Genomic DNA, 24616 nt, shown 5'->3' with positions numbered 1-24616 from the left:
AAGCCGTCGGTCTTCTCGGCGCGGTAGGCGCGAAGGATCAGTTCCACAAATTCCTTTTCTTTTTGTTCGATGATCCGGCGCTGCATTTCCCGGCGGGAAACATCTTCAACCGCCAATGAACGCGAATGAACGCCAATATCTTCTTTTGATTCGCGTGCATTCGCGTCTATTAGCGGTTCTATTCCGATGTAGTGCTGGCGTTCGTACTTGCCCAGGTTGAGGATTTCAAAGGCGCGGTAGTCCTTGCCCTCGGCTTTGAGTTCCCGCTGCACGCCGATCAGACGCTTACGGGTAGTGTGAATGGCGAACTTGCCCAGATCGCTGACGATCCACTTGCGCCCCAGCTTTTCCGCCACGGCGGCGGTGGTACCGGAGCCGCAGAAGAAGTCGGCAACCAGGTCGCCTTCGTTGGAAGAGGCTTTGATGATGCGTTCAAGAAGGGCTTCGGGTTTTTGCGTGGGGTAGTCAACTTTTTCTTTTGCCTGCGAGTTAACAGGAAAAACATCATCCCATAGGTTTTGAACAGGTTTACCTTTCCATTCATCCAGGAATTGTTTTCGCATTAATCTTTTAGCTTTGTCTTTCGGAAAATATAATCTTCCCTCCTTATCCATTTGCTCCATTCGTTCTCGGGAAACAGCCCATCCTTTTTCTGGAGGAGCATATCCTTTATATTCATATTTCAGGGTAGGTCTGTTCGCGGGATTGCTTAAATCACCAAGCTTGTAAACTCTTCCACCTGGTTCCTTATAAGTATATCTTTCCTTGATATAGTCCTCTGTGTCTTCTGTTGTAAACTGGGGGGAAAACGTGAACTCATCAGTTTTGTTGTAATAGAATAAAAAATCAGTCGTAATTCCAAACTGATTTGTCTTTTGTACTATGCCTGATCTTCTCTTCCAGATGACCATGCTATTGAAACCAATTTCACCAAAAATTTCATCTAGCACGAGTTTTAGAAAACTTCCAACTCTCACATCACAATGGACATAAATACTGCCGTCTTCGGCCAACAAATCGTGCATCACCACCAGCCGCTCGTAGATCATGGCGATAAAGGAATCCGTGCCTTTGCCCCAGGTGTCGCGGTAAGCAATCTCTTCCAGGATGTTGGGGTTTTTCGTGAAGGTGTCGCCGCCGATCTCGATGTCCATGCTGAAATCCGCGCCGACGTCGAAGGGCGGGTCGATGTAGATCAGCTTAAGGCCGCCCTGCTTTTCAATCTCCTCGCGCAGGGGGCCGTTCTTCAGCGATGAGAGGATCAACTTGTTGTCACCCCAGATGAGCTTGTTTGTCCAGCCCTTGAGTTGGCGGCCGCGCTCGTCAAAAAGCAATCCTTGTGGTGACGTGTCCTCTGGCCTTTCGGCGCGCGGCTCGTCCACCTGCTCGATCACCTGAAAGGGCAGCACGATATTGGAGACCTCGCTGGTCTTGCCGTTCCAGACCAATTCGACCTCGCGCTTGTCCTCAAAGAGCAGGAAACGAAATTTGTCCGGCAGCGGTTTGCCCGCCTCCAGAAAACGGATGATCTCTTGTTGTTCTTGTTCGGTCAGTCGTGGCATGAAAATCCTCTTCTTCTCGGTGTTCTACCTGGTGTCAGACCGAGGGGCGTGATGGAAAATATAACGCGCGGCTGACCCGCCGGGCGAAGCCCGGACGGTGTCGAGCCGCTTGTTGGACGTTCATCGCGTATTGTAAAGACAAGGATATATCAGGCCGAACTTTATTCTGCAAATGCCTTCTTCAACGCTTCATAAACTTCTTTTTGAGATGCACGAGGAAGGCGACGGATACGGGCCAAAACATTTCGAGCAGATTCGGTAAGCGGCTGAATATTTGATCGGCCTTGATTGCACGCGGAACAGAGCACTCGCAGATTGTTCTTATCGTTTGTGCCGTCTTGGCTCAGTGGAATGATATGGTCGATATGAAGCCGGATTTTTCGAGAAGGATTGAATGGATCGGGGTCGGTAGATCCGGCACCGCATAGTCGGCAGGTGAAACCGTTGCGCTCAAGAATTTCATTACGTAGCTGGGGTGATATGCCGCGTCCCAGCATCGGAATTCTCTTTAGACTTTCAAGCACGTATTCGCCGGGTTTGAGGTCGTGCCTGTCGATATGGGAGCGAATCTGCATGCCTTCTTGATCGCGTAATTCTCGAAGTCTTCGTGCGTACTCGCTTACGCCTGCGACCTTGCGAAGTGTAGCCGTCTTAAGAACTTTGCCTACGTTCGCTTCAAGATATGCCCGCAGTTTGTCTTTCGATCCCATTAAGCACCCCCTATTTGAAAAAGCGAACGAGCCTTTTTTCCAGTGATTCGAGTTTCTTTGTCTGGCATTCCCAAATCACCAGCGGCTTCCAACCGAGCCGCCGAAGTTCTTTTAAACCGTTTTTGTCTCTCTCGATGTTCTTGTCTATTTTCCTGTTCCAAAAAGCGACATTCGTAGTTGGCCTCTTGGAACGTTTACAGCCTTTATGGCCATGCCAGAAACAGCCATGAACGAAGACCACTTTATTATGCTTCGATAATACAATATCGGGAGTGCCTGGCAACTTTCGGACATTTATACGATAACGAAAACCCAAGCCGTAAAGTATTCTTCGGACGATTATTTCAGGCTTTGTGTTGCTACCTGAAACTCGCGCCATAATCCAGCTTCTTTTTTTCCTGCTGAAGACGTCCGACATCGATTTATTTCCTTGGACAGAAGCAACGTGTATACACAATCGGCGATGCGCGCGGCCAACAATGGCGGGACTGCGTTGCCTATTTGTTTCGCTACTTCTATCTTTGTCCCGACGAATCTGAAATCATCGGGGAATGATTGCAGTCTCGCAGCCTCTCGGTGGGTTATAGGCCGATGCTGCACGGGATGAAGATAGCGCCCTTTCTCCGGTTTGAAAAACTCCGTTCTTATAGTAAAAGACGGCCTATCCCACCAGAGCCTTCCGAATAGATCAGTACCGCCGGATGTTTTGCGAATCCAACATGCAGGAGTAATATCCGGCGCTTTCTTTTGAAGGTCGAATCGATTCATCCCCTCTTTCGGTATAGCGCGATAACGTTTCATACTCATCGGCGTAGGCGTACGTCCGAAGTGAAGGTCAAGCGGGGGCGGGATGTCCCGAATTTCCGTTCCGACCGGCGGCGGCAGATCGGCGATGGCATCGCGAACGTTTCTCCACGGCGAAGGATTCACAATATATGAGTCGAACTCTTCAGAAAACGCTTTGCGATAACCGTTGTTGATATTGTAGTTTGTTTTTTTCGGAGGGAAAACACCTTCAGGGTCTGCGAATTTACAGCCTATTATGAAAGCACGCCATCTTGTTTGCGATACGCCGTAATCCGCTGCACATAACTTAGCCCAGCGAAGTTTGAAACCCAGCGATTCGGCAACTCCGATGATTTCACCATGCTCGAAAGAATCAAGCATTTGGGGGACATTTTCCATGACGAAAATGGAGGCGCCGGAGCGTTCTACAATATCCATGTACGGTCGCCATAGTTGCTTGCGCGGGTCGTCGTCTCGGTTCTTATTGAGAAGGCTGAAACCTTGACAGGGTGGGCCGCCGATGACTACGTCGGCTTTCGGAATTTTAGTACGTGGGTTTTCGAGAATGCTTACAATGTCGCCGACGATACAATGGTTGCCGAAATTGGCATTGTACGTCCTTGCTGCATGATCGTTAAAATCGTTCGCCCAAACCGGCTCAAAACCATGACCGGTCAACTTCGTGAATCCGAGCGTCATACCGCCGGCACCGGCGAATAGATCAATCAGCTTGGGTTTTAATTTTACATCCTGTAATGTTCCGTCTACTCGTGCCAGATAAACGGCTTCTTCTTCCGCAACGAGAGGGATGTCCTTTTTGGTTTTATCGTATTTTCTATTTTTCGTCATGGGATGTCCGTATCATTTGTCAATCATCATACCAAAAAGAACGGGAGGTAGTAAAGGCAATTATTGTCATGATATTACGTGTTAGTAAAATAATAGGGACAGCGCCCTATTTAATGTTTAATCTTCCCTCTGCTGATGCAAGTAAGTTTCAGAAAACAAGCCTTCCACTTTTTCTATTTTTACCGTTAAGGGTTATTTATCACCCAATAGATATTCATGTCAAGATCATTCTAATGCATGGTTCCCATACCGGCGGTTGATGACTCGTAAAGGAGGAGGATCAGGCCAAGCCGACTTATGCCCGTGGTCCTCAGCATTAATTCTGATAGAAAGGGATCATTGAAAAGGGAGCTTTGATATGGTGGAGATCAAACTCCACAAGGCGGCCACGGGCGAATAACGAATTCCGGTTTTAATGGACAAAAGTATCCCAGCTCTTGCACTGGGGGCAGTGCCAGAGGATATTCTTGGATTCAAAACCGCACCCGCTGCAATGGTAAAAAAGGTATTTGGTGGAAAAGATCGTCATCACCATCTCCAGTTCACGTTTGAGTTCATCCATCTTTCCCTGGGATACCAGGATCTCCGCCATCCTCCGGTGGGCCTCAATGCAATTCGGACTGATCCTGATGACATCCTGGTATTCCTGGGCGGCGTCGTTTAGCTCCCCTTTTCTGATGTAGTGGTCTCCCAGGACCAACCGGCTCTGGACATCCTTGGAATTCCTGGTAACATTTCTCTTATAGATCTCCCCCATCTCCTCGTACCGGCCGAGTTCGTAATAGGCATTCTCCAGCCTCTTGTAGGTCAGAAAGGCATATTCCGGGATGAGCTCTGAAACCTCTTCCCAGATGCCGATCGCCTTCTGGTACTTTCCCTGATCATGGAACAGGTCGCCGAGATGCAGATAGGCATCCACACATCTGCGGTCGATCTGTATCGCCCTCCTGTAGCCCTGGATTGCATCGTCTATCGGGCCTTGCTCCTGAAGGCGCTTGGCCTTTTCGGTTTCCAGATGCGCCAGCACCATGGTGTCCTTGGTGTTGGTCAGTTTCTGGATCTTCTTCTGGATCTCGAAGGCCTTGTCCCAGCTCTTCTCCTCTTCGTAGATCTTTTCCAGGCGCTGGTGCGCCTGGAAATGATGGGGGTCCAACTGAATAACGGCCCTGAATGTTTCGATTGCGTTGTCGAAAAGACCGGCCTTCTGGTAGTCCAGGGCCAGATCAAAGTATGCCTGGACCTTGATCCTCTTGTCCAGTGAAGGGCGGACGATGATGCTCTGGTGAATCCGAATGGCCCGGCCGACCTCGCCCTTGGAGCGGAACAGACTTCCCAGGGCAAGATAGACCTCCACGGTTTCGGAATCCAGCTCCACCATATGGGTGAATTCCTCGATGGCTTTATCATGCTCATTGGAGAGGATATAGTTCAGACTTTTGTAAAAGCCGGTACGGCCCTCTTGCTGATTCTTGGAGACGTGGTCTTTCCTGGGAAGGATCCGGACGAGGGCGGCCCCTGCAAGGAATCCTATCCCGATCAGAAGGATCGTCTCGATCTGAGGATGGATCATACGATCCCCTTGGGCTCATCCGGCGGGATTTCTTCAGGATGTCTTTGGGTCATGGATTCAAGTATGGGCATTCTCCTAAGGGAGTTCAGTTCCCCTTCCATCGCCTTTTTCTCTCTCCTGAGAGCCCGAATTTGTCCTTTGAGCTTAAACTTCTCAATATAGCTGATGAATAACGCGATGATCATTCCGGCCAGGAATGATATCAGGATCGCAAGAAAGAGGGGGAGCTGGATGGGGCCCTTCATGCCGTAATAAATTGAAACATCCGTGCTGTTCTGATTTGCAAAAAAAAGGAGACCGAGAAAAATGATCAGCGTGACTATCATCTTGAGTATCAGCATGGCCTTCTCCCCATGGGTGGGTTATGATAACGTCAAAGTTCCTGCATGCCGTGAACCTTTAACGGGTACGTTATCACATGCCGATTTAAAATTCAAGCGCCGGATTTTTTAGAAAAGCCGCAGAACTCAGGAACAGGCCTGATATGGGGAGAGTCAGAGTAATGGATTCCGTCAGTCTTCGGCATCAATCTTGCTGATGCCGTACTTGCTCAATTTGTAGCGGAAGGAACGGAAGCTCATGTTTAAGATGAGGGCGGCTTCCTTCTTGACCCACCCGGTTTTATGAAGCGCCTTGAGGAGGAGATCCTTTTCGATCTCCGAGATGACCCGGTCGAAATCCACTCCGTCTGCAGGAATCTCCACAGTGAGATCTCCGGAGGATTCAGCCCCCTCCAGGATATGCTTGGGAAGACAATCAACGGTAATCCGGTCCCCCTGCATCATCACAATGGACCGCTCAATGATATTTTCAAGTTCCCGGACATTTCCCTTCCATTCATGCCGGACCAGAAGGTCCATGCACTCCTGTGTTACGGTCAGAACCCCGTTTGGGGAATACTTTTTGAGAAAATGGCTCACCAGCAGGGGGATATCCTCTCTTCTCTCTCTCAGGCTTGGAACCTCTATCGGGATGACATTCAGCCGGTAATAGAGATCCTCACGGAACTTCTTCTCCTTGACCATCCGGTCGAAGTTCTGATTGGAGGCTGCAATCACGCGGACATCCACACGGATATCCTCAATCCCGCCGATCCTGCGGAACTCCTGATCCTGCAGGACGCGCAGAATCTTGACCTGCATGGCAGGGGTCATCTCGCCGATCTCATCGAGAAAGATCGTCCCTCCATCCGCCGCTTGAAACAACCCCATCTTGTTCTCCACCGCGCCGGTGAAGGCCCCGCGTTGGTGACCGAAAAGTTCGCTTTCCAAGAGGTTCTCGGGAAGCGCGCCGCAGTTCACGCTGACAAACGGCTTGTCCGCCCGCTGGCTCAGCCGGTGGATGGCCCTGGCGACCAACTCCTTGCCGGTGCCGCTCTCCCCGGTAATCAGGACATTGCTCTTGCTGTTGGCCGTCTTCTGAATGACCGAAAAAACACGCTGCATGGCCTGGCTCTTCCCCACGATCCGGTCCAGTCCGCCGAGCGACAAAAGCTCCTGCTTCAGAAGGACGTTCTCCTGCTCCAGGCGCTTTTTCTCCAGGGCATTCTCAATAATGATCTTGATCTCGTCCACCTTGAAGGGCTTGACCACATAATCGATGGCCCCTTTCCTCATGGCTTCCACAGCGGTATCCGTGGAACCGAAGGCTGTGATCATGAGAACCTGCGTATCCGGAGAGATCTTCCGGATCTCTGATAGGAGCTGGATTCCATCCATACCCGGCATCTTGATGTCTGAGATCACCAGGGCGAAGATCTGCTTTTCAATCATGCGGAGGGCATCACCGGCGCTCTCCGCCGTCTTCACGGCGTACCCTTCCTTTTTCAGCATGATGGAGAGAAACTCCCGCATGCTTTCTTCATCGTCAACGATTAAAATGGGATCCATCTATACTCCATTCAAGACCATGGATGGGGCGGCCTCAGGCAGATAGAGATGGAACTCCACTCCCGATCCGGGATGATTGACCACATCGATCCAGCCCGCATGCTGCTGTACAATCTGATGGACAATGGCAAGCCCCAGCCCCGACCCGCGTTCCTTGGTGGTATAGAAAGGGAAGAAGAGTTTTTTCCTGGCCGCAGGATCGATCCCCCCGCCCGTATCCGAGACCGTCATCCGCACAAATCCCGTGCTCCCTTTCTCTTTGGAGAGCTTCCGGTCCTGCGCCTTGACCGACACCCGAAGGATGCCGCCCTCCGGCATGGCTTCAACGGCATTGACCGCAAGATTCCAAAACACCTGGCGGATGGAAACGGGGTCGGCAAAAATTTCCGTATCTTCTTCGATATCCGTTTCGATCCGGATCGAAGCCGCTATCCTTCCGCTGTTTTTCAGAAGGGTGACCGCCTCGTCTATCAGCTCTTTGATCCGAACAGGCCTGCACTCCAAAGAACGCGGGCGCGCATACATCAGGAAGTTCCCGATGAGGCTGTTCAGCCGGTCCGTCTCCTTGAGGATGATATCCATGAGCCTTCTGTTCTCCTTGCTGAGATCGAGTTCGGATCGTAACACCTGGATGGAGCCGCTCATGGAAGCAAGGGGATTTCGGATCTCATGGGCGATGCCCGCGGCAAGCTCGCCGATGACGGCCAATTGTTCTCTTTTTTTCATCTTCTCTTCCATGGACTTGAATCGGGTCAGATCCTGAAAGGCGCAAAGAAAACCGGTATAGTCGCCCTTCGTGTTCCGAAGGCGCGACAGAGTCATACCCAGGGTCTTCTCATCGCCATGCCGGCTGATATGGGTTATTTCAAACCGGCTGTAGCCTTCATCATCATCCGAAACATGACGGTTCAGGTAGCCCCTGACTTCGGGATAAGGGAAGATCCGGACGACTCCTGCGTGAAGGATCTCATTCATGGACATCTGAAGAATCTTCTCTGCAGAGAGGTTTACCGAGGTGATCATGCCGTTTTGATCCGTCGTGATCAGGCCGCTGGTCACGCTGCGGATGATATTTTCATGCAAGACCTGCAGATCCTCAATCCTGTCCTCTCTCTCCTTGATCTCCTCCCCGGCCGTCTCCAGACGCTTCGCCAGCTCATTGCTTAAGAAGGCAATGACAAAGAACGAAAAAAGATTCAGGAAACCCCGGTAATACAGCTGCGTCATTTCCGTTATGGAATGACCGCCGGCATGGAACCAGGACCAGCCTGCCGTGTTGAAATAGAAGAGAACCATATAAGAAAGGGCGCTCAAGGCGGCGGCGGACAGGCTCCCCCGCTTATAGTAAAGAATGCTTCCGCTGATGATGGAGAGAAAATAGAGAAAGACAAAAGGACTTTCAATCCCGCCGGTGATTTGAAGAACTCCGGTGATGAATACGATATCGCCCAGGATCTGGAAATAGCTCAGCCCTATCTTCCGCTTCACATATTTGAATACAACCGCAGAAAAACCCGTAAAAAGATAGGAGTATCCGATCAGGAGATAGAGCGACGTAAATGACGAAACCACTTCCTGGCTGCGGCTCTTGAAGCCGGCGATCAGCGTGACCCCAAGCAGGAAGGTCACCAGGATCATGCGCATGAGCATGAGCCACTTCAAGCGGTTCGTGATGTCATCATCATGTAATTCAAATCTTTCGGACATGAGAAAACGACCCGACATCGGCCTCACGGATTCATCCCGGGCAAGCCGGTTTTAAACCGGAATGAAACCGGACCGGGTTAATGGACGACTTCCGCCATTTTGAAGACCGGCAGGTACATGGCCACGACCAGGAACCCGACGGTTCCGCCCAGGAAGACCATCATGATCGGCTCAAGCATGGAGGTCAGGGTCGCCACGGCATTGTCCACCTCTTCGTCGTAGAAGTCGGCGATCTTGGATAACATGGCATCCAGAGCGCCGGTCTGCTCTCCGACGCCGATCATCTGAACGACCATAGGCGGAAAGACCTTGGTCTCGGAGAGGGGTTCCGCAATGGTTTTCCCTTCCCGGATACTCTCTCGGGTCTTCATGACCGCTTCTTCGATAACCTTGTTGTTGGCGGTCTTGGCCACGATCTCAAGCCCGTCCAGGATCGGCACACCGCTGCTGATCAGCGTCCCAAGCGTTCTCGTAAATTTGGCCACGGCCACTTTTCGGATCAGGGTGCCGATCAAGGGGAACCTAAGCAGAGCAATATGGACCCCTTTCTTAAAGCGTTGGGACCTCTTGTAGGCCTGGGAGAAGGCAATGACGAAAAGAACAATGGCCATGATCATAAACACAATGTTTGCTTTTACAAAAACACTCATCGCGATCACCAGCCGTGTCGGAGCGGGAAGAGCGCTTCCGAACCCCGCAAACATCTTCTGAAATACGGGGATCACATAGACCATGATGATGGCGACCACGATCACAGCAACGCTCAACACCACGGCCGGATAGACCATGGCCCCCTTCACCTTCTTCTTCAGTTTAACGGCCTTCTCAATATAGCCGGCCAGACGGTTGAGAATCGTATCCAGGATGCCGCCGACTTCGCCGGCCTCCACCATATTGACATAAAGATCATTGAAAATATTCGGGTGCTTGCGCAAGGCATCCGCATAGGTGGATCCGCCTTCGACGTCCTGCTTAACGGCGGCAATGGCCTTTGCAAAGGTCTTGTTCTCAGTCTGGGAGGAAAGAATATCCAGGCACTGAACCAGAGGGAGTCCCGCATCGATCATCGTGGCAAACTGCCGGGTGAAGATCACGATCTCCGTTTCCTTGACTCCCCTCCCCAGTCCGGGGATTTTGATCTCAATGTCTTTGGGTTTGGGTTTCACTGAAGTGGCGCGAATCCCCTGCTGGCGCAGGATGGACATGGCCTCGTCTTTCGAGGCCGCCTGTATGACGCCCTTCTTGATGATCCCGGCGCTTGTTTTCCCAGCATACTTGAAAGCTTCCATAATTCATCTCCAGGAAATATTTGACTGCTGTTTGTTTTTAGTATTTCACCTTTGACGAACGGCGGCTTCTCATATCGTCATTATTTCCAACGGCGCCGCCTCTCTGCAGCATCACCAGCATCTCTTCAGGCACCGTGGAGCGCCCTAATGCATCCTCATAGGTAATCAACCGTTTTTTATACAAGTCATAGAGCGCCTGGTTCATGGTCTGCATGCCGAACTGTTCCTGCCCGGTCTGCATGGACGAGTAGATCTGATGGACCTTGTCCTCTCGAATCAGGTTCCGGATGGCCGCGTTCGGGATCATGACCTCAATGGCCAGCACGCGTCCTTCTCCGCTGGCCTTGGCAAGCAACTGCTGGGAAAGCACTCCTTCAAGAACAAAGGAAAGCTGGGCCCGGACCTGCGACTGCTGATGGGATGGGAAGACATCGATAATCCTGTTGATCGTCTGGACGGCGGAATTCGTATGGAGCGTGGCGAAGGCCAGATGGCCGGTCTCGGAGACGATCAGGGCGGCCTCGATCGTCTCCAGATCCCGCATCTCCCCGATCAGAACCACGTCGGGATCCTGACGCAGGATGTATTTCAAGGCGTTTTTAAAAGACTTGGTATCCGCATTGACCTCTCTCTGATTCACCACGCACTTCTTGTGATGGTGCAGAAATTCAATGGGATCCTCAACCGTAATGATATGTTCATGCCGTTCACTGTTGATCTTGTCGATCATGGAGGCCAGGGTGGTTGATTTTCCGCTTCCCGTGGGGCCCGTCACCAGAATCAATCCCCTGGGTTTTTCACAAAGTTTCTCTGCAACGGCCGGAAGCCCCAGCTCGCTGAAGGTGAGAATCTTGTAGGGTATGGTCCGGAAGGCCCCGCCCATGGCCCCGCGCTGCATAAAAAAATTCGCCCGAAACCGGCTGAGCCCCTTGACCCCGAAGGAGAGATCCAGTTCGCTCTCTTCTTCAAAACGGTGTTTCTGCGCATCGGTCAGCACACTGTAGCAGAGCTGCTTGGTCTCAGCCGAGGATAAGGGCGGGAGATTCAAGGGCATCAGCTTTCCGTCTACCCGTATCTGGGGTGCGGAACCCGTGGTGACGTGCAGATCCGATGCGCCTTTTTCTATCATGGTTTTCAACAGTTGATGTAAACTCAGGGTCATTGAACCCTCCTATAAAAAAATCTCGGCTTGTTATATTTCATCACGCCCGGGAACGGCGCCTGAAACAAAAAAAGTTTTAACCTGGATCTCCAACCCTCGCCCTCACGTCAGTCTCCGAAGGTGACCCGGAGGACTTCGTCAACCGTGGTGACACCGCTCATCAACTTATTCAATGCGGCCATGCGCAGGGACATCATCCCGTTTTCAATGGCGGCCTGCTTGATCTCCGCCGCAGAGGCCCCTTCAAGGATGAGTTCACGAATGTGCTCATCCACAGGCATGACTTCATAGAGGCCCAACCGGCCTTTGTATCCGGTATTGTTGCACGCCGCGCATCCGGCGCCTTGGTAGATGGTGACCTCTGAGACCTGCTTGGGCGTAAGTCCGATATCAATCAGGGTCTTTTCCGGAATCTCCACCTGCTGTTTGCACTCCGAACAGACCTTCCGGGCAAGACGCTGGGCCATGATCAGGATCACCGAAGAGGCGACCAGAAATGGCTCGATCCCCATGTTCAGCAGTCGGTTGATGGTGCTCGGCGCATCATTGGTATGGAGGGTGCTCAGCACCAGGTGACCGGTCAGGGCCGCCTTGACCCCGATCTCGGCGGTTTCGTAATCCCGGATCTCACCCACCATGATCACATCCGGGTCCTGACGCAGGAAGGATCGGAGAGAGGCCGCGAAGTTCAACCCGATTTCTTCCTTCATCTGGACCTGATTGATTCCAAAAAGGTTGTATTCCACCGGGTCCTCTGCCGTCATGATGTTGATCTCCGGCTTGTTGATCTGTCCGAGGGCGGAATAAAGGGTTGTGGATTTACCGCTCCCGGTCGGCCCCGTGACCAGGACCATGCCGTAGGGGGCGAAGATGGCTTTCGTCAGTTTCTTCAGCTCTTCGGCCTCAAACCCCAGCTTGGTCATGTCGAGCATGAGGTTGCTCTTGTCCAGGATACGCATCACCACTTTTTCCCCAAAAAGGGTCGGCAGGGTGGAAACACGGAGGTCCACTTCCTTGCCTTTCATCTTCAACTTGATGCGGCCGTCCTGTGGGAGCCTCCTTTCGGCGATATCCAGCTCAGCCATGATCTTCAGGCGGGAGGTCAGGGCATCCTTGAGCCGTTTCGGGGGCGCCATCACCTCGTAGAGCACGCCGTCTATCCGGTAACGAACCCTGAAATCCTTTTCATAAGGTTCAATATGAATATCGCTCGCCCCCTTCTTGATGGCCTCAGCGAGGATCAGGTTGACCAGTTTGACGACCGGGGCTTCCTCGACCGCCTGCTTGATCTCCCCGATGTCGACATCCTCTATCGTATCTTCGATGATATCAATATTGATATCTTCCTGGATATCCTGCATCACGGTCTGAAGCATGTCGGATGAGTCATAATACTTGTTGATGGCTTCTTTAATCGCGGCCTCCGAAGAAACCACCGGTTCCACATTGTACCCGGTCATGAATTTGACATCGTCGATGGCAAAGACATTGGAGGGATCGACCATGGCGATGGTCAGGGTCGAACCGGTCCGGTTGAGCGGGATAATCATGTATTTCTGGGCGACTTCGGAGGGAATCAGTTTGATCACTTCACGGTCGATTTCAAACTTTGAAACATCAACGGACGGGATGCCGTACTGATGGCTTAAAAAGGCGATCAGGCTGTCTTCCTTGATATATCCCATGTGAACCAGGCTGCTTCCGAGTCTTCCGCCTTCTTTTTTTTGCTTGGCAAGGGCTTTCTGCAGTTGCTCTTCACTGATCAGATTCGCGTTAATCAAGAGGGCGCCTAATCTCCCTGCCATGAAACAACCTCCTCAGCCGACCGCATCCCGGACGCGTACGGCATCCTGGATCCATGAAGGAACAGTCACATTGCCTATATTAAAATTTTAGTTGATGGTGACCAAAATTGTCAAGGTCTATTCTGATCCAGGGGAAAGTATTTTTCTCTAATGAAATTAAGGAATTCTAACTTTTAAAAAAGGGCTCAAAAACCCCTCCGCGCTGCTTTCCACAAACCGGAGCCGCCAGCCTATCTGTTTTTCCACATCGCGTATGTTCATCCCGTCCAAAAAGGTCCTCTTCTTAAGCCTGAGCATACTGTTCGGGAGGATGATGGGGCCGCCGGTATGGGTATGCTTCAAGAAGGCATCCATCAGGTCACTTCCGGTGAGAAGGCCGGAAACCGTGACCGAATCCCCGAAGAACCGGTTCCTGATCCGGACCAGGTCCACTCTGCATCCGGTCTGATCCATAATCCGCTGAATCAGCCTGTGAAGGACGGGATAGGCCGATACCCCTGTCCCGATGACATACCTTCTCCCGGCCTGATCTTTGGGAAGACGATTCAGCGCCTTTTCCACCTGTTGAACAAACAACGGCGTCATGCCGACGCCGTTTTCGACCTGGGGGAGTTCCCCATAGCGCTTCACGGGAGGAAAAGAGCGGCCGGCGGTCAGGTAAAATTCATCGGAGGCAAAGATCCACGGCTCTGAAAACCGCCGGATACATATCTTCTGGAAGGCCTCGACTTGATTCAGGACCCACCCGGCATAATGCGGATCTATCCCCTGAAGGGGCTCCAAATTCTCTCGGTGCCGTGTCAACCCCACCGGGACCACGGCCGCGGAGGAAACGCCCGGCCAGAGATCCATCAGTTCGCCCGCCGTGTGATCCAGCACCGCCCCGTCATTAACGCCGGGGCACAAGACGATCTGCGTATGCAGACGGATCCCGCCGGATATGAGGCGCTTCATGGCCGGGAGAATAGAAGGGGCCTCCGGATTCCCCAGTATCCTTCGCCTGACCGCATCCTCTGTGGCATGAACTGAAACATAGAGCGGGGAGAGACGCTGCTGAAAAATCCGTTCAAAATCCGACTGGGTCAGGTTGGTCAGTGTGATATAGTTCCCATGCATGAAGGAGAGCCGGTAATCATCGTCCTTCACATACAGGGATCTCCGCAGACCCTTGGGCATCTGACGGACAAAGCAAAACATGCAGTGGTTCCGGCATGTCCTGTAACGCGGCTCTTTAAGTTCAAGCCCGAGGTCTTCATCCATTTCCTTGGTTAATGCCATGCGGTGATGGGCCGTCTCGCGTTCGATCTCAATAACGACATCTTCCTCGCTTTCAAAAAAACGGTAATCAATCGGATCTTCTATGAGACGGCCGTTGATCCTTAGCAGGAAATCTCCCTCCCTGATTCCGGACCTCTCGGCCTTGGACCCGGGGTGGACACGCATGATCTTGAGTCCGTCTGTTCTCTTGATGCTGTTCATGATCAATGCCCGGTCTTTTTAAACACTTTTCACCCCTCACCTTTCAGGGAAACCGCCCTGGATGTATTCAGACTGGGTCCAAGATAGAGATAGATGGATCAAAATCAGATGGATAACTCCTTGATCATCAACCATTTTAAACATATATCGCCTGTAGAGTCAATTGCAAATCCGGGCGGATGCCGCCTTCTTGTCCCATGGGGAGACGGATGCCATAACATCCTGCAGAAAAAAGGCCTTTTGAAGACCCTCGACAGCTTTTACAAACCCGCCGAGAGAAAAGCGTTTGACATGCTGAGCCGGTTCTGCTAATGTCTAATCTCCAGTAAACCCTGGGGGAGTTGTAACAACTGAGAGCCTGTAAAACACGGGCAACCCCTTGAACCTGATCTGGGTAATGCCAGCGTAGGGAAGCGGTTTGGATGATGGTTTGCACCGGCCGGGGATGCCTATCCTTCCAAATCACCGGATAATCCTTTCGTATCCGGATCTCCCAATCATTCAGTTTACAGCCCTCGGATTCTGGTTTAAAGAAAAATCAGATGAAGATCAAGGTTAACGAAAGCTATCATGACGTTTTGGAGTCGTGGACCCTATTTGACATTCACAAGGCATTCAAGCCGGATGCCGATCTGTTGATCGTCAACGGATTTCCGGTGCGGGAAAACTGTAGACTCAGCCCAGGAGACAGGATCGTCCTGATCCGGCGGGGGGAAACCCCTTCTGCAGAGGAGTTTCAAACCCTGGTCACGGCCCGTCATACCCCCGGGGTTCACGAAAAAGTAAAAAAGGGTGTGGTGGGTATCGCAGGACTCGGCGGGCTCGGCTCCACAGTGGCCGTGGCGCTGGCACGGCTTGGAATAGGAGAGTTGATTCTCACGGACTATGACGTGGTGGAGCCGTCCAATCTGAACCGGCAGCAGTATTTTACGGACCAGATCGGCATGAGCAAGGTGGAGGCGACGATCCGGAACCTGAAAAGAATCAACCCTTATATCCGTATCACAGGGTATGAGGTGCGCCTGAGCCCCGAGAACCTCCCCGGCATCATGAAGCGCGCCCGGGTGGTGGTGGAGGCCTTCGACACCCCGGAGGCCAAGGCCATGCTCTGTAACACGGTTCTTTCAAAACTTCCGGAGAGCTTCGTGGTGGGGGTATCGGGCCTGGCCGGCTACGGACCTTCTGAAGAGATTCGGATTACACGTTTTTCCGGCAGATGCTTCATGGTCGGCGACGGGGCAACGGCCGCCGGGCCTGGTGTGGGACTGATGTCCCCCCGGGTGGGCGTGGCCGCGCACCACCAGGCCAGCCTGGTCCTTCGTATTCTGCTGGGAGAGGAAGGTGAAAAATAAAGATGGCGGAGAGGGTTCATGACCTCGTAATCGATGACGAATACATCCACTCCCTGATGCAGACCGGTCCGGTGGAAGCCGATGGGATAAGGAACATCCTGGACCGGGCCGCAAGAGGGGAGGGCCTTGGACTGGATGAGGCTGCGGCCCTTCTGAATGTGAGCGGGGAACCATGCCTGGATATGATTTACAGCACGGCAAGAGAGATCAAGGAAAAGGCCTTCGGAAAACGGATCGGCCTCTTTGCCCCCTTGTACGTCTCCAATCGGTGCATCAACAACTGTTTGTATTGCGGTTTCCGCCGGGACAATCAACAGGCGGACCGCAGGACCCTCTCCATCCCGGAGATCGCGCAGCAGGCCGCTTTCCTCTACGGCAAGGGGCACCGCCGTCTCCTGCTGGTGGCAGGCGAGGACCCATCCGCTTCATCCGTGGAATACCTGACTGCGGCCGTGGAAGCCGTCTACAGGGAGACCGGCATCCGCATCGTTCACGTCAATGCCGCGCCCATGACCGTAGAGGATTTTTCAAGGCTCAAGGCCTCGGGCGCCGGGGTCTATCAGTGCTTCCAGGAGACCTATCACCGAAAGACCTATGAGAGGATGCACCCTTCCGGTTTAAAACATGACTATCATAAAAGACTCTCGGCCATGGACCGGGCCATGGAAGGGGGATTTGAGGATGTAGGCATGGGCGCCCTTCTCGGCTTGTACGATTACCGGTTTGAGGTCCTCTCCCTGATCGCTCACGCCCGGTATCTGGAAGAGCATTACGGCGCAGGCCCGCACACCATTGCGGTTCCCCGGCTGATGCCCGCAGAAGGAGCGGCCCTTATCCAAGCGCCCTTCCCGGTTTCGGACCGGGACTTCAGGAAGATCGTGGCCGTCTATCGTATCGCGGTCCCCTATGCCGGAGTGGTGGTCTCCACGCGAGAGAGCGCGGACCTTCGAGATCAGGTCATCCATCTGGGCGCATCGCAGATCAGCGCCGGCTCCCGCACCGACATCGGAGGGTATACCCACCCGGACCAGGGCGGGGGCACATCCCAATTCTCTTTGAACGACACAAGATCCCTGGAAGAGGTAGTCCGTTCGGTCCTCGGGGCCGGCCTGCTCCCCAGTCTCTGCACCGCCTGTTACCGGGCCGGCCGGACCGGAGAGCGGTTTCGTACCAAGGCGGGAAAAGGGGAGATCAGGGATTTCTGCCTCACCCATGCACTTTCGTCTCTCACGGAATATCTGAGAGAACATGCCGGCAGCGCCACGCAGAAACAATTTGAAATTTCAAATTTGAAATTTGAAATAAAACAGAAAGGTGGAGATGAAAATTCTTGTCAATGGTGAAGAAAAAGACGTTGCCGATGGGATCTTACTCTCTGTATTGATCGAAGAGATCGGGATCTCCTGCGCCCGTGCGGCCGTGGAGAGAAACCGTGAGATCGTTCCGCCCGAGGCCTATGATAAGACGCCCCTCCATGAAGGGGACCGGATTGAGATTGTAAGCTTTGTGGGGGGAGGATAGGAGCGGCGGGCGGAAGGACAGAGGACGGACGACAGCAAGAACGGAAGACAGCAAAAGTAGAGAGGATCAGTGATCAAAGAAGGGAGAAATCATGGAAGACAAGTTGGTTATTGAGGGGATCGAATTCAAATCCAGGCTCTGGATCGGGACCGGCAAATACAAGGACTTTGAAGAGACCCGGCTCGCCGTGGAGGCCTCGGGCGCGGACGTGGTTACGGTCGCGGTCCGGCGGGTCAACATCACGGATCCGTCCAAGGAGAACCTGTTCGAATACATTGATCCGAAAAAATACAAGATCCTTCCGAATACGGCCGGGTGCTTCACGGCCGATGAAGCCGTACGCACGGCCCGTCTGGCCCGTGCCGCGGGGATCTCGGACATGGTCAAGCTGGAAGTGATCGGAGATCCCAAGACCCTGTTCCCGGACAATGAGGCCCTGCTCGAGGCGACCCGCGTGCTCGTCAAAGAGGGATTCATCGTGCTTCCGTACACCAATGACGATCCCATCATGGCCAAGAAACTTGAGGAGGCGGGGGCCGCGGCGGTCATGCCCCTGGGCGCGCCCATCGGATCGGGCCTCGGGATCTGCAATCCTTACAACATCCGGATTATCATAGAAACGGTCTCTTTGCCGGTGGTGGTGGATGCAGGTGTGGGAACCGCATCCGATGCCGCGATCGCCATGGAACTGGGCGCCGACGCCGTGCTCATGAACACGGGGATTGCCGGGGCCAAAGATCCGGTGATGATGGCCCGCGCCATGAACCACGCCGTTCAGGCCGGGCGGCTGGCCTTTAAGGCCGGCCGAATCCCCAAGAAACTCTACGCCTCGGCGAGCAGCCCGGTGGAAGGGCTGATTCAATCATGAAACCAATAGATTTTGAGCTCTGCCTGATCACGGACCGGCGCCAGGTCAAGGATGAGGCCCTGCTTCCCGAGCTTCGGGAGGCGCTTGAGGGGGGGGTGCAGGCCATACAGCTCAGGGAGAAGGATTGGAGCGACCGCAGGATCTTTGAGACAGGACTGGAATTGCGCAAGCTCACACGGGAGTTCGGGGCGAGGCTCTTCATCAACGACCGCGCCGATCTGGCCGCGGCCGTGGAGGCGGACGGCGTTCATCTCACGCAGAGCGGTTATTCAGCGGCCGAGGCCCGAAAGATCATAGGCGATTCCAAATACATCGGGGTATCCACGCATTCTCTGGAGGAGGCGGCACGAGCCCAGGAAGACGGGGCCGACTTCATCACATTCGGACCCGTGTTCGAAACCCCGTCCAAGAGGGCGTACGGCCCGCCGGTGGGCCTCGACCGCCTCTCCGAGGTGACTCGAAAGATCCGTATCCCGGTCTTCGCCGTCGGAGGGATCAACAAGGAAAATACGCACGCGGTTCTCGATGCCGGAGCCCACGGGATCGCCCTGATCTCCGGCATCCTAACCGCAACGGATGTAAGGAAGGCGGCCAGGGAGTTTATCTCTCTCATCAATGAAAGGACATGACATGAACCAGATCAGCGCCTCACGCAGGGGAGAGATCACACCTGAGGTAAACCAGGTGGCCGAGAACGAGGGGATCGCCTCCGAACAGATCGCCCAAGCCGTGTCGGACGGAAGGATCGTGATCGTGAAGAGCCGGGCACGGAAGAACGGCGTGCCCATCGGGATCGGGCAAGGGCTTCGCACCAAGATCAACGCCAACATCGGGACTTCAAAAGACCACGCGCAGGCGGACGAAGAGATGGCAAAGGCGCGCACGGCCGTGGAGGCCGGGGCCGACACCCTCATGGACCTGAGCACAGGCGGCGACCTTCCGGCCATCCGCGGCCGGATCCTTTCGGAGTTTCCTGTTCCGGTCGGGACCGTACCGATCTATGAAGCCGCCCTTCTGGCCGCGGAGCAGAAGAAGGGGATCGTGCAGATGAACGCCGACGATCTCTTTAACGTGATCGAGCGGCAGGCCTCCGAAGGCGTGGACTTCGTCACCGTCCACTGCGGAGTCACCCTTTCCGCGCTGGAAGCCCTGAAGCATCAGGGCCGCCTTCTCAATGTGGTGAGCCGAGGGGGTTCCTTTCTTGTGGAGTGGATGATTCATCATGAGAGGGAGAACCCGCTGTACGAGGACTTCGACCGCCTGCTCGATCTTGCCCGGCGCTATGACCTCTGTCTCAGTCTCGGAGACGGCATGCGGCCCGGCTGCCTGGCCGATGCCACGGACCGAGCTCAGATCCAGGAGCTGATCACCCTGGGCGAGCTGACCCGCCGGGCCCGGGAGGCCGAAGTCCAGGTTATGATCGAAGGGCCGGGGCATGTGCCCATCCATCAGATCAAGGCCAACGTGGAGATGCAGAAATCCCTGTGTCACGGCGCGCCGTTTTACGTGCTCGGGCCCCTGGTCACGGATATCGCGCCGGGCTATGACCACATCACCTCGGCCATCGGAGGGGCATTGGCCGCAGCCGCAGGCGCAGACTTCCTCTGCTATGTGACCCCGTCCGAGCACCTGAGGCTCCCGACGGTCGAGGACGTGAGACAGGGTGTCATCGCGTCGAAAATCGCGGCCCATGCCGCGGACATTGCCAAAGGGATCCCGGGCGCCATGGACCGGGACGTGAGCATGGCCAAGGCCAGGCGGGCGCTCAACTGGGAGGAACAGATCCGGCTCTCTTTGGACCCGGAGTGGGCACGGTCCCTTCGGCAGTCGTCGCCTCCGCAAGACCAGGAGGTCTGCTCCATGTGCGGGGAATTCTGCGCCATCAAAGGGATGAATGAATACCTCGGGCGTCCCCGCACCCCCTGAGTCGAGTTGTTCTCACTATATTCTGAATGGGTTTTTCTCTTCCATGATGCGCAGACGATCTTTCTTCTGAATCGCCTCTATTTCTTTGAGTAGCAGAGCTCTATGGATCTGGGAATCGAGGTATATGGTTGCTCTCTTGGTAATTGTTTTCATGTTTTCAAGTGTAGCGTCATAACGTCAAGTAGTTGTGTAGCGGATCCTTTCAAGTCACCTTTTCAAGACGCTCTGCGACCCAGAGCTTGATAATGGATTGCCGAGGCACACCCAAACGTTTTGCTTCTCTGTCCAACAACTGGATCATCCACAAAGGGAAATCAACATTCACCCGTTTCTGCTCGTGCTCAGGCCTTCTTGCCTTTGACACATCCAGATGTTTCGAAATATCCTCGCCTTTATCAAATTTTTCATCAAACTCTTTTGCTTTCATAGATATCAACCTCCTCTTTCCTCGAACGTCGTACCGAAATAATCCTTGTCCTATTGCCCCGATAGGTAATAACCCCTGACCAATGCTTCCCCCCAATCTTTCCGATTACAAGTAATCTTGGTTCATCACTGGTTCTTACGGGGATCTCAATCAAATCCGGGTCATCCCACAGAACCTGGGCTTCGTAGAAGTCAATCCCATGTTTTATCTTGTTGGCCTCGCCTTTCCTGGCGTCGAATTCAAACTCCATATATAATAATTATACCTAAACTATACCTATTGTCAATCAAATGCCTCTTGGTTCGATGCTTCTCAATCCAGTTCACGGTCGGTCTATCCATGCATAGTGTACTTCTTTATCATCCCCTTTCCGGTTATAATTATTCTTGACAGGCGTAATTCCCTGAAGATATACTGCCAAATCATTAAAACCAGGGTGCAAACCATGCCTAAACTTAATTGCCTGCCGAGCTCTTGCCCCATAACCTTTAAAGTTGATACCATGCGGCCTCCACAACCCCAAAAGTCCAGGCTCCTCGACCAGATGCGCGAGGCCCTGCGTTCGCGCCATTACAGCCGCCGGACCGAACAGACCTACTGCCTGTGGGTCAGGCGGTTCATTTACTTTCACAACAAACGCCATCCATCCGAGATGGCCGAACCCGAGATCAACGCCTTCCTGACCCATCTTGCCGTCAAGGAAAAAGTCAGCGCATCCACGCAGAATCAGGCACTCAGTGCCCTGTTGTTTCTTTACCGGCACGTCCTGAACAAAGAAGTCGGCGATCTGGGAGCGGTCATCCGGGCGCGTCGGCCTCACCGTGTACCCGTGGTCATGACACGCGATGAAGTGAAGGCCGTCCTCACCCACCTGACAGGTGACAAGTGGCTCATGGCCTCGTTGATGTACGGCGCGGGGCTGCGGCTCATGGAATGCCTGCGGCTGCGGGTTCAGGATATCGATTTCGCCCGGAACGAGATCACAGTTCGTGACGGAAAGGGCGCGAAAGACAGGGTTACCATGCTCCCTGCATCAACGAAACAACCCCTTCAGGATCGCCTGGAGAAAAACAAGACCATCCATGAAAAGGACCTCTCTGAAGGGTGGGGCCGCGTCCAAATGCCTTATGCCCTCGATCGGAAATATCCGAATGCCGCTGCAGAGTGGCGCTGGCAGTGGGTATTCCCGCAGGAGAAGCGGTGGTTGAATCCCCGGACCGGCCAGCAGGGACGACATCACGTCCACGAGTCCCTTGTTCAGAAGGCGGTGGCCGAGGCTGTCCGTGAGGCCGGTCTCATCAGGCGTGCGAGCTGCCACACATTCCGGCATTCGTTTGCCACGCATTTGCTGTCCGATGGCTATGATATCCGTACCGTACAGGAACTTCTGGGTCATAAGGACGTGAAGACAACAATGATCTACACCCACGTTCTAAACCGGGGCGGCAAGGGAGTCCGCAGTCCGGCTGACTCATTGTAGCCCGGAAGCTGCGGGGTGTTATATAGAAACCATATATCACCCCGCAAATTTGGAGGAAAGGATTCAAGTCGTTGAAAGACATGAGCTTATGGGAAAGAGTACGAAGGTGTGTTATATAGCATTCGAGCAGTCCATAGGTTTTATCAAGAAACTATATATACAATAGTTATGTGTATTAAAAAATTCGCCCGTCTTGGATGCGCACCGTCCACAGGGCTTGCAAAAAAAGGAAAAAAAATGAGTGAAAAAGAAATGTTTGAAAACCAATTAAAAGAATTTGTAAAAACATTTCAATCCCACATAAGTTCAAAAGATGGACAATGGACTGTTAAGGGATTTATCGACATATTTAAAAACATCTATACAATTTCTGCTGACACAAAAATTGTGTCTAAAATCCTTGAAATTCACCTTTTTCCCAAAATTATGGAATTTGCGTCTAAATATGGTTACAAAATTGTATTAGCTGAACATCAAAATTATTATCCAGACATTTCATTTGTAAAGACCTCGAATGAAAAAATAAAATTTGCAGTTGATTTCAAAACCACATATAAGAACCCTGCAAAATCCCACTTGTGTAATGGATTTACGCTGGGTTCGCATGGCGAATATTTTCAAAATCGTAAAAGCACCAAGAACATTCAGTTTCCGTATAGCGACTATTCTGGTCATTTCTGTTTGGGTATCATATATAGCAGGGCTGACGGTGTTACGATTGATGAAACGAAATCTTATGATATTTCAAAACTCAAATCAATATCTTCTGTCGTTAAAGATTTCAATTTTTTTGTTGTTGAGAAATGGAAAATTGCAAGTGATAAGGGGGGGAGCGGTAATACAGCTAATATTGGTAGCATTACACATATTGAGGATATTATAAATGGTCGTGGTATGTTCTCAAAACTTGGAGAAAAATGGTTTGATGAATATTGGATAAACTATAAGAAAATAAAAACGACAAATGAAAACAATGAAGCAGTGACAGTTTCAAATCTAAAAGAGTTTGTTGAATATAAAAAAGGCGATACAAAACTAATTGTCCCTAAACGTACAGGGGAATGAAGGACTCTTAATGAACAAAAAAATATATGTTCCTCCGATAAAATCACAGGGTATAAAAACAAAATTAGTACCTTGGATAAACAGTATTATTCCTGAACCCTTTACTGGTACTTGGATAGAGCCATTCATGGGCACTGGTGTTGTAGCATTTAATGTATGTCCGAAAAAAGCTATAATGGCTGACTCCAATCCACATTTAATCAATTTTTATACTGCTATACAAAAAAAGGACATAACACCAGAAAAGGCAAAAGAATACCTCCAAAGAGAAGGAGCAATTCTATTGGAGAAGGGCGAAGACCATTATTACAAAATTCGAGATAGATTTAATAATGAACATAATCCATTAGATTTTATTTTCCTTAATCGGTCATGTTTTAACGGGATGATAAGATTTAATCGCAAAGGGGGGTTTAATGTTCCGTTTTGCCGTAAACCAGAGCGTTTCGCACAAGCGTATGTCACAAAAATAGTGAATCAGATTGAATATGTTTACTATTTGCTTCAGTTTAATGATTTTAAATTCTTATGCCAGGATTTTAAAAAGACAATTGCAATGGCTAATTCAAATGACATGATTTATTGTGATCCACCATACATTGATAGACATACAGATTATTTCAATGGGTGGGAAGAAGAAAAAGAAAAGGAGCTTTTCAGTTCTCTGCAAAAGGCTAACTCGTCATTCATTCTGTCTACATGGCATCATAACGATTATAGAAAGAATGACTATATAGATTCGCTCTGGAATTCTTACGACATACTAACTCGTGAACATTTTTATCATGTGGGTGGAAAAGAAACTAATCGCAACCCTATGGTTGAAGCCCTTATTACGAATTTTAAAGCAATTCCAATCGAGTATAAAACCGAAAGAATTGAACAACTTACTCTATTTGAACAAATAGCGGAATATAAGGCGGTTGTTGAATAATGAAGAGAATCAGCTTCCGCCATCCTTGTTTTAGTTGAGAAAGACGGGCAAGATTATAAATGAAAGAAAAAATACACATAACAAGCGCATCAAGCGGACGGCAAAAAGCGCCGCCGCTTATGCTTGTCGTTAGGCCACTTGCCGGGAGTTCAATATTACCCGGGACGAATAAATAGGGACAGCGCCCATTTTTGGACGAATAAATAACGAATAAATAGGGACAGCGCCCATTTTT

General features: G+C 51.9%; 22 protein-coding genes, 1 pseudogene and 1 other annotated feature. Of the genes and pseudogenes, 10 read left to right on the top strand and 13 right to left on the bottom strand.

What is annotated here, in order from left to right; all coding sequences use genetic code 11:
* Positions 1-899: 899 nt before the first annotated feature.
* From AUK29_01100 to AUK29_01050, 11 genes and pseudogenes are all read right to left on the bottom strand, one after another.
* Positions 900-1562, bottom strand: a pseudogene (locus AUK29_01100) (site-specific DNA-methyltransferase).
* Between the two features lie 161 nt (positions 1563-1723).
* Entirely contained in the window at positions 1724-2272 is a 549-nt protein-coding gene (locus tag AUK29_01095) for a hypothetical protein (GenBank protein OIP66311.1), read from the bottom strand.
* Positions 2273-2611: 339 nt separating this feature from the next.
* Positions 2612-3907, bottom strand: a complete 1296-nt coding sequence (locus AUK29_01090; GenBank protein ID OIP66310.1) for a DNA (cytosine-5-)-methyltransferase — start codon at positions 3905-3907, stop codon at positions 2612-2614.
* A gap of 412 nt (positions 3908-4319) precedes the next feature.
* Positions 4320-5477 carry a hypothetical protein gene (locus AUK29_01085; protein ID OIP66309.1) on the bottom strand — a complete coding sequence of 386 codons (1158 nt, stop codon included), beginning with the start codon at positions 5475-5477 and terminating at the stop codon, positions 4320-4322.
* On the bottom strand, positions 5474-5818 hold the full coding sequence (locus AUK29_01080; GenBank protein ID OIP66308.1) for a hypothetical protein: 345 nt from the start codon (positions 5816-5818) through the stop codon (positions 5474-5476). The genes AUK29_01085 and AUK29_01080 overlap by 4 nt, the downstream gene beginning before the upstream one ends.
* Before the next feature lie 171 nt (positions 5819-5989).
* Positions 5990-7366, bottom strand: a complete 1377-nt coding sequence (locus AUK29_01075) for a Fis family transcriptional regulator (protein OIP66307.1) — start codon at positions 7364-7366, stop codon at positions 5990-5992.
* Positions 7367-9073, bottom strand: coding sequence for a hypothetical protein (locus AUK29_01070; protein ID OIP66306.1), 1707 nt, complete (start codon positions 9071-9073; stop codon positions 7367-7369).
* 77 nt (positions 9074-9150) lie between these two features.
* Positions 9151-10362, bottom strand: coding sequence for a pilus assembly protein PilC (locus AUK29_01065; GenBank protein ID OIP66305.1), 1212 nt, complete (start codon positions 10360-10362; stop codon positions 9151-9153).
* A gap of 37 nt (positions 10363-10399) precedes the next feature.
* Positions 10400-11524 carry a type IV pili twitching motility protein PilT gene (locus AUK29_01060; GenBank protein ID OIP66304.1) on the bottom strand — a complete coding sequence of 375 codons (1125 nt, stop codon included), beginning with the start codon at positions 11522-11524 and terminating at the stop codon, positions 10400-10402.
* A 107-nt stretch (positions 11525-11631) separates the two neighbouring features.
* Positions 11632-13329, bottom strand: a complete 1698-nt coding sequence (locus AUK29_01055) for a type II secretion system protein GspE (protein OIP66303.1) — start codon at positions 13327-13329, stop codon at positions 11632-11634.
* Positions 13330-13485: 156 nt separating this feature from the next.
* Positions 13486-14808, bottom strand: a complete 1323-nt coding sequence (locus AUK29_01050; GenBank protein ID OIP66302.1) for a hypothetical protein — start codon at positions 14806-14808, stop codon at positions 13486-13488.
* Between the two features lie 93 nt (positions 14809-14901).
* Here AUK29_01050 and AUK29_01045 point away from each other — a divergent pair, with 93 nt between their 5' ends.
* The 7 genes from AUK29_01045 to AUK29_01015 all read left to right on the top strand — a co-directional run bounded on the left by AUK29_01045 (position 14902) and on the right by AUK29_01015 (position 20475).
* Positions 14902-15120: a hypothetical protein gene (locus tag AUK29_01045; protein OIP66301.1), complete on the top strand. Its 219-nt coding sequence runs from the start codon at positions 14902-14904 to the stop codon at positions 15118-15120.
* Positions 15121-15132: 12 nt separating this feature from the next.
* Positions 15133-15237 (top strand) — a binding site (TPP riboswitch).
* A 113-nt stretch (positions 15238-15350) separates the two neighbouring features.
* Positions 15351-16160: a thiamine biosynthesis protein ThiF gene (locus AUK29_01040; GenBank protein ID OIP66300.1), complete on the top strand. Its 810-nt coding sequence runs from the start codon at positions 15351-15353 to the stop codon at positions 16158-16160.
* 2 nt (positions 16161-16162) lie between these two features.
* Entirely contained in the window at positions 16163-17503 is a 1341-nt protein-coding gene (locus tag AUK29_01035) for a [FeFe] hydrogenase H-cluster radical SAM maturase HydG (protein OIP66299.1), read from the top strand.
* Positions 17481-17681 carry a thiamine biosynthesis protein ThiS gene (locus tag AUK29_01030; protein ID OIP66298.1) on the top strand — a complete coding sequence of 67 codons (201 nt, stop codon included), beginning with the start codon at positions 17481-17483 and terminating at the stop codon, positions 17679-17681. The genes AUK29_01035 and AUK29_01030 overlap by 23 nt, the downstream gene beginning before the upstream one ends.
* Before the next feature lie 91 nt (positions 17682-17772).
* Complete coding sequence (locus AUK29_01025) at positions 17773-18549, top strand: thiazole synthase (protein ID OIP66297.1); 777 nt, start codon at positions 17773-17775, stop codon at positions 18547-18549.
* Positions 18546-19178: a thiamine-phosphate diphosphorylase gene (locus tag AUK29_01020; GenBank protein ID OIP66296.1), complete on the top strand. Its 633-nt coding sequence runs from the start codon at positions 18546-18548 to the stop codon at positions 19176-19178. The genes AUK29_01025 and AUK29_01020 overlap by 4 nt, the downstream gene beginning before the upstream one ends.
* Position 19179: 1 nt before the next feature.
* Positions 19180-20475 carry a phosphomethylpyrimidine synthase gene (locus AUK29_01015; GenBank protein ID OIP66312.1) on the top strand — a complete coding sequence of 432 codons (1296 nt, stop codon included), beginning with the start codon at positions 19180-19182 and terminating at the stop codon, positions 20473-20475.
* A 202-nt stretch (positions 20476-20677) separates the two neighbouring features.
* Here the strand turns inward: AUK29_01015 and AUK29_01010 are convergent, their stop codons facing one another.
* Both AUK29_01010 and AUK29_01005 read right to left on the bottom strand, forming a co-directional pair.
* On the bottom strand, positions 20678-20902 hold the full coding sequence (locus AUK29_01010) for a CopG family transcriptional regulator (GenBank protein OIP66295.1): 225 nt from the start codon (positions 20900-20902) through the stop codon (positions 20678-20680).
* The gene (locus AUK29_01005) at positions 20883-21152 is read right to left on the bottom strand and encodes a toxin (GenBank protein OIP66294.1); all 270 of its coding nucleotides are present in this window, start codon (positions 21150-21152) and stop codon (positions 20883-20885) included. The genes AUK29_01010 and AUK29_01005 overlap by 20 nt, the downstream gene beginning before the upstream one ends.
* Before the next feature lie 252 nt (positions 21153-21404).
* Here AUK29_01005 and AUK29_01000 point away from each other — a divergent pair, with 252 nt between their 5' ends.
* The 3 genes from AUK29_01000 (at position 21405) to AUK29_00990 (ending at position 24381) form a co-directional block, all read left to right on the top strand.
* Complete coding sequence (locus tag AUK29_01000) at positions 21405-22382, top strand: integrase (protein ID OIP66293.1); 978 nt, start codon at positions 21405-21407, stop codon at positions 22380-22382.
* 237 nt (positions 22383-22619) lie between these two features.
* Positions 22620-23447, top strand: coding sequence for a restriction endonuclease (locus tag AUK29_00995; GenBank protein OIP66292.1), 828 nt, complete (start codon positions 22620-22622; stop codon positions 23445-23447).
* 10 nt (positions 23448-23457) lie between these two features.
* Positions 23458-24381, top strand: coding sequence for a DNA adenine methylase (locus AUK29_00990; protein OIP66291.1), 924 nt, complete (start codon positions 23458-23460; stop codon positions 24379-24381).
* Positions 24382-24616: the final 235 nt, after the last annotated feature.

Source organism: Nitrospirae bacterium CG2_30_53_67 (assembly GCA_001873285.1).
Classification (GTDB): Bacteria; CG2-30-53-67; CG2-30-53-67; order CG2-30-53-67; family CG2-30-53-67; genus CG2-30-53-67.
This window is presented reverse-complemented; position numbering and strand designations above follow the sequence as displayed.

Excerpts from the sequence above, each read along its gene's own strand:
- AUK29_01095 (OIP66311.1), bottom strand. The coding sequence starts at position 2,272 with ATGGGATCGAAAGACAAACTGCGGGCATATCTTGAAGCGAACGTAGGC.
- AUK29_01090 (OIP66310.1), bottom strand. The coding sequence starts at position 3,907 with ATGACGAAAAATAGAAAATACGATAAAACCAAAAAGGACATCCCTCTC.
- AUK29_01085 (OIP66309.1), bottom strand. The coding sequence starts at position 5,477 with ATGATCCATCCTCAGATCGAGACGATCCTTCTGATCGGGATAGGATTC.
- AUK29_01080 (OIP66308.1), bottom strand. The coding sequence starts at position 5,818 with ATGCTGATACTCAAGATGATAGTCACGCTGATCATTTTTCTCGGTCTC.
- AUK29_01075 (OIP66307.1), bottom strand. The coding sequence starts at position 7,366 with ATGGATCCCATTTTAATCGTTGACGATGAAGAAAGCATGCGGGAGTTT.
- AUK29_01070 (OIP66306.1), bottom strand. The coding sequence starts at position 9,073 with ATGTCCGAAAGATTTGAATTACATGATGATGACATCACGAACCGCTTG.
- AUK29_01065 (OIP66305.1), bottom strand. The coding sequence starts at position 10,362 with ATGGAAGCTTTCAAGTATGCTGGGAAAACAAGCGCCGGGATCATCAAG.
- AUK29_01060 (OIP66304.1), bottom strand. The coding sequence starts at position 11,524 with ATGACCCTGAGTTTACATCAACTGTTGAAAACCATGATAGAAAAAGGC.
- AUK29_01055 (OIP66303.1), bottom strand. The coding sequence starts at position 13,329 with ATGGCAGGGAGATTAGGCGCCCTCTTGATTAACGCGAATCTGATCAGT.
- AUK29_01050 (OIP66302.1), bottom strand. The coding sequence starts at position 14,808 with ATGAACAGCATCAAGAGAACAGACGGACTCAAGATCATGCGTGTCCAC.
- AUK29_01045 (OIP66301.1), top strand. The coding sequence starts at position 14,902 with ATGGATCAAAATCAGATGGATAACTCCTTGATCATCAACCATTTTAAA.
- AUK29_01040 (OIP66300.1), top strand. The coding sequence starts at position 15,351 with ATGAAGATCAAGGTTAACGAAAGCTATCATGACGTTTTGGAGTCGTGG.
- AUK29_01035 (OIP66299.1), top strand. The coding sequence starts at position 16,163 with ATGGCGGAGAGGGTTCATGACCTCGTAATCGATGACGAATACATCCAC.
- AUK29_01030 (OIP66298.1), top strand. The coding sequence starts at position 17,481 with ATGAAAATTCTTGTCAATGGTGAAGAAAAAGACGTTGCCGATGGGATC.
- AUK29_01025 (OIP66297.1), top strand. The coding sequence starts at position 17,773 with ATGGAAGACAAGTTGGTTATTGAGGGGATCGAATTCAAATCCAGGCTC.
- AUK29_01020 (OIP66296.1), top strand. The coding sequence starts at position 18,546 with ATGAAACCAATAGATTTTGAGCTCTGCCTGATCACGGACCGGCGCCAG.
- AUK29_01015 (OIP66312.1), top strand. The coding sequence starts at position 19,180 with ATGAACCAGATCAGCGCCTCACGCAGGGGAGAGATCACACCTGAGGTA.
- AUK29_01010 (OIP66295.1), bottom strand. The coding sequence starts at position 20,902 with ATGAAAGCAAAAGAGTTTGATGAAAAATTTGATAAAGGCGAGGATATT.
- AUK29_01005 (OIP66294.1), bottom strand. The coding sequence starts at position 21,152 with ATGGAGTTTGAATTCGACGCCAGGAAAGGCGAGGCCAACAAGATAAAA.
- AUK29_01000 (OIP66293.1), top strand. The coding sequence starts at position 21,405 with ATGCGGCCTCCACAACCCCAAAAGTCCAGGCTCCTCGACCAGATGCGC.
- AUK29_00995 (OIP66292.1), top strand. The coding sequence starts at position 22,620 with ATGAGTGAAAAAGAAATGTTTGAAAACCAATTAAAAGAATTTGTAAAA.
- AUK29_00990 (OIP66291.1), top strand. The coding sequence starts at position 23,458 with ATGAACAAAAAAATATATGTTCCTCCGATAAAATCACAGGGTATAAAA.